Origin of the sequence: Flavobacterium azizsancarii (assembly GCF_027980145.1) — a bacterium.
Lineage (GTDB): Bacteria > Bacteroidota > Bacteroidia > Flavobacteriales > Flavobacteriaceae > Flavobacterium > Flavobacterium azizsancarii.
Genome location: NZ_JAMZNK010000085.1, coordinates 1 through 7,472 on the forward strand (window position 1 = coordinate 1; position 7,472 = coordinate 7,472).

General features: G+C 34.8%; 7 protein-coding genes. 4 read left to right on the top strand and 3 right to left on the bottom strand.

Going from position 1 to position 7,472, the window contains the following annotated elements; genetic code table 11:
• Positions 1-161 precede the first annotated feature (161 nt).
• The 3 genes from NJT12_RS24500 to NJT12_RS24510 form a co-directional block, all read right to left on the bottom strand.
• Positions 162-2,432 carry an ATP-binding protein gene (locus tag NJT12_RS24500; RefSeq protein ID WP_271338736.1) on the bottom strand — a complete coding sequence of 757 codons (2,271 nt, stop codon included), beginning with the start codon at positions 2,430-2,432 and terminating at the stop codon, positions 162-164.
• On the bottom strand, positions 2,422-3,033 hold the full coding sequence (locus NJT12_RS24505) for a biliverdin-producing heme oxygenase (RefSeq protein ID WP_271338737.1): 612 nt from the start codon (positions 3,031-3,033) through the stop codon (positions 2,422-2,424). Before NJT12_RS24505 ends, NJT12_RS24500 begins: the two co-directional genes overlap by 11 nt.
• Positions 3,034-3,269: 236 nt before the next feature.
• Positions 3,270-3,722, bottom strand: a complete 453-nt coding sequence (locus NJT12_RS24510) for a response regulator (RefSeq protein ID WP_271338738.1) — start codon at positions 3,720-3,722, stop codon at positions 3,270-3,272.
• A gap of 333 nt (positions 3,723-4,055) precedes the next feature.
• Between NJT12_RS24510 and NJT12_RS24515 the strand changes: the two genes are divergently transcribed.
• The 4 genes from NJT12_RS24515 (at position 4,056) to NJT12_RS24530 (ending at position 7,301) form a co-directional block, all read left to right on the top strand.
• Entirely contained in the window at positions 4,056-5,012 is a 957-nt protein-coding gene (locus NJT12_RS24515) for a GlxA family transcriptional regulator (protein ID WP_271338739.1), read from the top strand.
• A 75-nt stretch (positions 5,013-5,087) separates the two neighbouring features.
• On the top strand, positions 5,088-5,654 hold the full coding sequence (locus NJT12_RS24520; protein ID WP_271338740.1) for a cysteine hydrolase family protein: 567 nt from the start codon (positions 5,088-5,090) through the stop codon (positions 5,652-5,654).
• A 408-nt stretch (positions 5,655-6,062) separates the two neighbouring features.
• Positions 6,063-6,725: a 3,4-dihydroxy-2-butanone-4-phosphate synthase gene (gene ribB, locus NJT12_RS24525; protein WP_271338741.1), complete on the top strand. Its 663-nt coding sequence runs from the start codon at positions 6,063-6,065 to the stop codon at positions 6,723-6,725.
• Positions 6,726-6,728: 3 nt separating this feature from the next.
• Complete coding sequence (locus NJT12_RS24530) at positions 6,729-7,301, top strand: Crp/Fnr family transcriptional regulator (protein ID WP_271338742.1); 573 nt, start codon at positions 6,729-6,731, stop codon at positions 7,299-7,301.
• The last annotated feature ends 171 nt before the right edge of the window (positions 7,302-7,472 follow it).

The window sequence follows — 7,472 nt, forward strand, 5'->3', positions numbered from 1 at the left end:
TTCCACCTCGCGATGGACACCCTTGCATTCAGCTAACACTTCCCACTGTAAAGGCGTGTTCGGGACTTACACCCTAGAGTTATCGCCCATGCTGGGCACACAACAAAAAAGACGATATACTTCGAGCATATCGTCTTTTGTTTCAATCGTATAAAATTATATCAACCCAATGAATCTAAAGGATCACACGGAAAATAAATTGTAATATCTGTACCTTTATTCAGCTTTCCTACTGCGCGGATATTGCCATTGCAGGTCTGCATTATTTTTTTGCAGAGTGCCAGTCCAACGCCTGATCCGTCGTATTTTTCTAGAGTATGCAGTCTTGAAAAGATTTTAAAAATTGACTCGGCATATTCTTGTTCAAAACCAATTCCGTTGTCTGAAAAAGTAACCCAATGGCAATATACTTTATTGGAGTATTCGTTTATTTCCGGTTCTTTTGAACTTGTTATCTTAATGACTGGCAATCGGTCTATTGAGGCGTATTTTAGTGAATTGTGCAGGATATTAGAAAACAGCTGTTTCATCAAAAACGGAATCGCATGCACATCCGGCAGGCTTTCACATTCAAAAACTGCTTTATTCTCGATAATTATTTCCTTCATTTCCTGCAGGGTTTCTTCCAGAATATAATTCAGGCTAACCTTTCGAACAGATTCTTTGGTATGTTTTATTCGGGTGTATTTCAGGATATCAATCAACAAATTTTGCATTCTGTTGGCAGATTTAGTCACGCGCTGCAAGGAATCTATAACTGCTACAGATGGAATCTCATTTGTATCAGACAACACTTTTGAAGTGATAAACTGAATTTTACGTAAAGGTTCCTGTAAGTCGTGCGTACTGATCCAGTTGATGTTTTCAAGCTCTGAATTGGTTTCTTTTAATACTTCACTCAAACTTCGGTATTTCTCTTCTTCCTCGCTCAGCAACAGCATTATGATCTGATTGTGCAGCGCATGTGCATAACTTGCAGCGGCATTGATTTCGGGATCTAACCAGATACTGCTTTGATTTTTTATAATTTGTTTCCATAAATGAAACGAATTTCTAGGATGCAATCCTTTGCTGTCGATAATTATGGCTTTCTCAGGATCTCCTGCCCAGCTTATTTCGGCAATAGTTTCTGGCTTGTACCAAATAATAGTATTTCCATTACCCAATGAGTGATAAATAATGCCCGAAACATCTTCGTAGCCGTCTAAATCCGGAACAAAATCACTGAGTTTATTAGTGGTGAATGTTGTGGTATACTCATAAGCACGTATGCCCGAAATAATCCTCTTTATTTTTTCGTCTGATGGGGTAAGCCCGCTTTTATACATTTTTTTACCAATAGAGATCGAAACTCCGGCAGCGTTACAAAGCTTTAATAATTCCGGATGCTGACAAAGGATTTTAAACGATTCATGTGATAACGGAAGATTTAAGGCAGTTAACCTTTCGAGTGCCCTGCTGGTTTTACGGGCAATTTCGTATTCATCATTAGATTGTCGCAAATCGATTTGAGAGGTAATAAACTGTCCCTGCAGTTTGGCTGCAAGCCTAATCTCAGGAGAGATATTTTTAGGCGAATAATGATGACAGGCAATCAGCCCCCATAAACGATTATGATGAATAAGCGAAATGGTTAAGGTAGCCCCAACTCCCATATTTTTTAAATATTCGACATGAATGGGCGATGTACTTCTAAGAACAGAAAGACTTAGATCGAGGTTTTTATTTTCCTGATCATCAATCGTAAAAACAGGAACCGGTTTATAGCCTATATCAACTATTAATCGCAGCTGATTTTTCATATACAATTCTCTCGCCTGTACCGGAATATCTGTGTGAGGATAATGAAGTCCCAAAAAAGGTTCTAAATCTTCCCTCCTGCTTTCAGCAAAAATTTCGCCATTATAGTCAGCATCAAATCTATAAATCATAACACGGTCGTAACCGGTTATTTCGCGTGTTCCTTCGGCAACAAGTGCACATAAATCTTTCAGGGTCCGCGTATTGTTCATATCAGACACAAACTGAATCGTTTGTGCATATATATTAGCAAGCTGTTCTTTTCCTGCAGATTGTGGTTCAGCCTCCAGAATATAAATGGAATTACTTTTATGAATCGTTACCTGAAAATTTTCATTTATTAGTGTTATTTCAAGCGGAAAAACAAGCGGTACTTTACTGTCATGTATATAATCATGCAATTCTTTTTGAGCTTTTACGCCAAAAACTGCATCAAATTTTTGTCCAAGTATCTGATCAAAAACCAAAGCTACAAAATCTGAAATATTGGCTGTACAGAAATCAATTTTCCAATCTAAGGTTACGCCCAATAAAAAACCATGTGGCTGAATACTTCCCGGAATATGTATGGGTTCGTGCTCACAATTAGTCAATGTAACTAAATCACGATTAACAATATCTTTAATTTTCATTTTTGACCGTATTCATAAAATGATTGTGAATGCAATCGAATGCATAAACAGCACCTTCGATAATTTCGTCTTCGCAATTATACTTCTGTTGATACTCTGTAAGTGCACTTAAAAACTGTTTCCAATAACTGCCTGTTTTATTACCATATCCTGCAAAATAAGAAGTACCGCTTTGGTTACTTAAAACCGGAATGGTTTCAACATTTTTCAGAATAAACCTTCCGCCCAGAGAGGATCCCTCTACAACATATAATATTCCTATTGCAAACGGAATGCTGATATCGTGATATCTAAAAACCGAATTTGATTCTGTAATTTTATAATTCAAAAAAACAAGATCATTTTCAATCCATTGCGTTTTTTTTCTTTCTTCCAAATCAGGAAAAACACCTGATAATAATGGGAAAATATGTTCCTGGGTGCTTTTATGCACAGCATGCATCAGCGCCAGATAATGGCAATAGTCTTCAATTTGCAGATTGGGAGAAAGTATGGAAGCTGAAACTGATAATTTTTCAAGATTTTTGTGTGCGTCGGCAGTTTGTTTTTTTAGTTTATCTAAAAAATCAATCAGTGTGTTTAAACCTGGATTTGTTGTCATGGCAAGTAAATGTAAGTAATGATTTTTATTAAGAGGCTATAATTGCTGTTACTGAAATTCAGTAAATATCAAAAAAGAGATAATGTAACTTTAGGATTTCGGCTACATCATTTTGAAGGTTTTCTTATTAAGCATAGCTAAATTAATAAGTAAATTTATATCCTAAAATAGATTACATAGGTAAAATAATATGATTTTCTGCATATACATGATAGTACAATTATAGATGTTTGAAATTAAACCGTAATAACAAAAGATTCAATCCTTAGATCCTGCAGCTTTTCTTTCCAATCGGTTTCAATAACTTTTATTAGTACTTTTTTTAAATCACTAAAAACTAATGGTTTTACGACGTAAGCATTAGCACCTAATTCAAAAGTGTTTTTTACACCATCTTCAGCTGCAGAAGTTGAGTAAATAGCGATCAATGGAATATTTTTGAATTTAATATCTTCTTTTATTTGTTGTAAGGTTTCGAATCCTGATAATATAGGCATGTTAAGATCTAAAAAAATGATATCGGGAATAACTAAATTCGCATCATAAAGACGGTCCAGAAGTTCTACACCATTTTTACAAAATTCGATGGGATTTTTGAGTTGTAAATCAGCTAAAGCTTCGGCAAAAAAATCTCTGTCGTCTTCATCGTCATCAGTGAGCAAAATCCTTATATCCTTTATTTTATACATTATGAAGTTGGTTTTATCTCAAATGTACACTTAAATAAATGGGAATAGGGAATTGAAAATAATTTACTTGTTCTTTTATCATGAGGATTGTATTTATCTCTTAAAAACGAAAAAAAAAACAGGTATACCATTGATAACTCCTATTTTACTTCTATTAAATTTATTTTAATGTCCTGAAATAATAAGTAGTCTTTTGACTACATAAGTGATTTGTCCTAACTTTTTTTTTATTAAATGCCAAAGGAATATTACTTCTTCGACTGCAAACATTAGAAATAAAATTAATCACATACTTTTGTATCATTCAAAATGAGTGCTTAACACATTCTGCTAATGACAAAAACAACAGTCTATTTTTATATTCCTAAACAAGTTACACTTCTTGATTTAAGCGGCGTTGTCGAAGTTTTTCAGGAAGCTATTGGCTTAGGTCTTGAATATGAACTTCAATATATTAGCAGTCAATTTTCTATTATTTCTTCTTCGGGATTAGAATTGTCGGCACTCACCCATTTTTCTAAAACAAATCCTCAGGAAAATGATCTTGTTTTTATTGCCGGAAGCAGCACGAATCAAATTGATCTGAATGCTGAAGATGCTTTGTTTTTTAAATGGCTTTTGAAAGTAAATGAAAATCAAACCACGATTTGCAGTATTTGTTCGGGTGCTTTTATTTTGGCGAAAGCCGGACTTTTAGATCATAAAGAATGTACTACGCATTGGAAATTGGTTGACAAACTTCAAAACGATTTTCCGCTTGTAAAAACTCAAAAGAATACCTTGTTTACCCAATCCGGAAGGCTTTACACCAGCGCCGGAATCATAACGGGAATTGATCTGGCTTTGCACATTATCGAAGCAAGAAATGGCAAAGAAACCGCTGCTGCAATTGCTAAAGAATTGGTGGTTTACAAAAGAAGAAACGGCAATGACGAACAGGAAAGTGTCTATTTGCAAAACCGAAACCATCATGATGAAAAAATTCATATCATTCAGGATTGGATTATCTCGAATTTGGAAAAAACATCAACAATCGATTTTTTAGCCGAATTGATTCACATTGGTCCCAGAAACTTAACCCGTATTTTCAAGAAACAAACCGGCATCACGATCGCCGAATATCGTACGAAATTAAGAATCGAAAAAGCCAAAAGCCTGCTTACCAATTCTAATTATAAAATACAATACATCGCGAATTTATGCGGTTACAAAACTTCTAAACAATTACGAATTGTTCTCGAAACCCATCTTGATGCATTGCCTACGGAAATTAAAAATAAGTGGTCTTAAAACGACTATTCTTTGTCCTTTTTTGATATTGACGATAAGGATACATTTGTATCTAATAATCTAATTTATAAAATAATGACGCTTAAAGACTTAAATACTGCCTTGATTATAATTGATGTTCAAAAAGGTTTTGATGATGAAGAATATTGGGGCGGAAACCGAAACAATAAAAGTGCTGAAACAAATATCGCTCAGCTTCTGGAACAATGGAGAACGCTGAAACTTCCTGTTTTTCATATCGTTCACAGTTCATTAGAACCTAAATCAAAATTACACGCATCACATCCGGGATTCGAAATCAAAGATGCAGCAAAACCAATTGCAGGTGAACCAGTAATTACAAAAAATGTTAATAGTGCTTTTATCGGTACTAATCTGAAAGAAAGACTTGACGATCTTAAGATCAAAACTCTTGTGATCACAGGTCTTACGACGAATCATTGCGTTTCGACCACTACAAGAATGGCAGGGAATTTTGGCTTTGATGTCTATTTAGTTTCTGATGCTACAGCAACTTTTGACCGAATTGGCATTAATGGAGAAAAATATGATTCTGAACTGGTACATCAAATATCTTTGGCGAGTTTACATAAGGAATTTGCAGAAGTTATGGATACTGAAAGACTTTTAGAATTAGTTTAAGAGTTTTTTTTTGCTACGAATTAAAAGTTGCCACGAATTTCACGAATTTTCGCTAATTTCTTTTACAATCTTTGAACATAAAAAAGATAAAAATCATAGTTTACAGATAGATACATTAATTTCAATTTATGTTTATCCGCAATTGTAGAAAAAATAATTTACGAAAATTCGTAAAATTCATGGCAACCTTTTTAAACCATAAGCATACAAAAAGAAATTAGCGGAAATTTGTGTACTTTGTGGTTAACCACTTTCTGTATAATAATTAGTGCAAATTCGTGAAATTCGTGGCTACCTCCTTTTCTCAAAAGAAATTCGTGGCAAACAAATCATTTTATTGACTTACATCAAACTTTTGCATCTTAAACAATTCTAGATTTGCTGCTTATTAATTTAAACCAAAAACAAATGATCAGCACACTAACATATCCGGTAGAGAAGTTTGGTACAACCAGCATAAAACGTGTAGAAAATGCTTTAAACCATTTGCAAAACGGAAAAGGAATTTTATTAACTGATGATAAAAATCGTGAAAACGAAGGTGATTTGATTTTTTCTGCACAACATATAAGCGTACCTGATATGGCTATGATGATTCGCGAATGCAGCGGAATTGTTTGTCTTTGCCTGACCAATGAAAAAGCAGATCAACTGGAATTGCCTTATATGGTTCAGGAAAATACCAGTAGTTTTCAAACTCCTTTTACCATCACGATCGAAGCAAAAAAAGGTGTTACAACTGGAGTTTCGGCAGCTGATCGCGTTACAACCATTAAAACTGCAAGTGCTGTAAACGCAAAGGCATCAGATTTAGCCAGACCCGGTCATGTTTTTCCTTTACGCGCCAGAAACAACGGGGTTCTTGAACGAAATGGTCACACTGAAGGCAGCGTTGATCTTATGAAATTGGCGGGCTTAAAACCGGAAGCTGTTTTATGCGAATTAATGAATGAAGATGGCAGTATGGCAAAACTTGACAAAATCATTAGCTTTGCAGAACAACACGATTTGATAGTTTTATCTATAGAAGATATTATCTATTACCGCAAATTTGTGCGAGATTATAAATAAACAATGGTATACGAGCAACTTGGTGATTATATAAAAAATCGTATTGAGGTTTCTGATGAGGACCTCAATACGATTTTGTCGCATTTCAAACCTTTAAAACAAGGCAAAAATGAGTTGTTGCTTTCGGCAGGACAAACCAGTCAGAATACATATTTTGTGGGCAAAGGATGTTTGAGAATCTATTTCATCAACGAAGAAGGAAAAGATGTTACGCGATATATTGCTTTCGAAAATCAGATTGCTACGGCGTTAGTGAGTTTTATAACCAAATTGCCGTCAGAGGAATATATTCAGGTAATCGAAAAATCGGAATTATTGTATATCAGTCACGAAGATTTTGATCATTTGATTAAAACTATTCCACAATGGATGCAATTTTATTGTCGCTATTTAGAGAGAGCTTATGTCAATAATACCAATAGACTGATGTCGTTTACCACCATGGATGCCTTAGAAAGATATCAGTTATTACTAAAAATAAATCCGGCGATCGTAAAACGATTACCCAATAAAATAGTCGCTTCGTACATAAATATTTCGCAGGAAACTTTGAGCAGGTTAAAATCTAAATTTTAACAGATCAAGCCTAGTCAGTTGGTAGAAATCGGATAGGAGCCTAGGGATTAATTCCCTAGACGACCTTCCACACCACCCGGCATACGGATCCGTACCAAGGCGGTTCTTAATTTACGATACATTTTAAGATAGATACCTAACCTAAAGTACTTCCGTGAGGTTGTTTTCAGT

Bases quoted from the DNA above. Each gene is read 5' to 3' on its own strand.
- NJT12_RS24500 (WP_271338736.1), bottom strand. From the start codon at position 2,432: ATGAAAATTAAAGATATTGTTAATCGTGATTTAGTTACATTGACTAAT.
- NJT12_RS24505 (WP_271338737.1), bottom strand. From the start codon at position 3,033: ATGACAACAAATCCAGGTTTAAACACACTGATTGATTTTTTAGATAAA.
- NJT12_RS24510 (WP_271338738.1), bottom strand. From the start codon at position 3,722: ATGTATAAAATAAAGGATATAAGGATTTTGCTCACTGATGACGATGAA.
- NJT12_RS24515 (WP_271338739.1), top strand. From the start codon at position 4,056: ATGACAAAAACAACAGTCTATTTTTATATTCCTAAACAAGTTACACTT.
- NJT12_RS24520 (WP_271338740.1), top strand. From the start codon at position 5,088: ATGACGCTTAAAGACTTAAATACTGCCTTGATTATAATTGATGTTCAA.
- ribB (WP_271338741.1), top strand. From the start codon at position 6,063: ATGATCAGCACACTAACATATCCGGTAGAGAAGTTTGGTACAACCAGC.
- NJT12_RS24530 (WP_271338742.1), top strand. From the start codon at position 6,729: ATGGTATACGAGCAACTTGGTGATTATATAAAAAATCGTATTGAGGTT.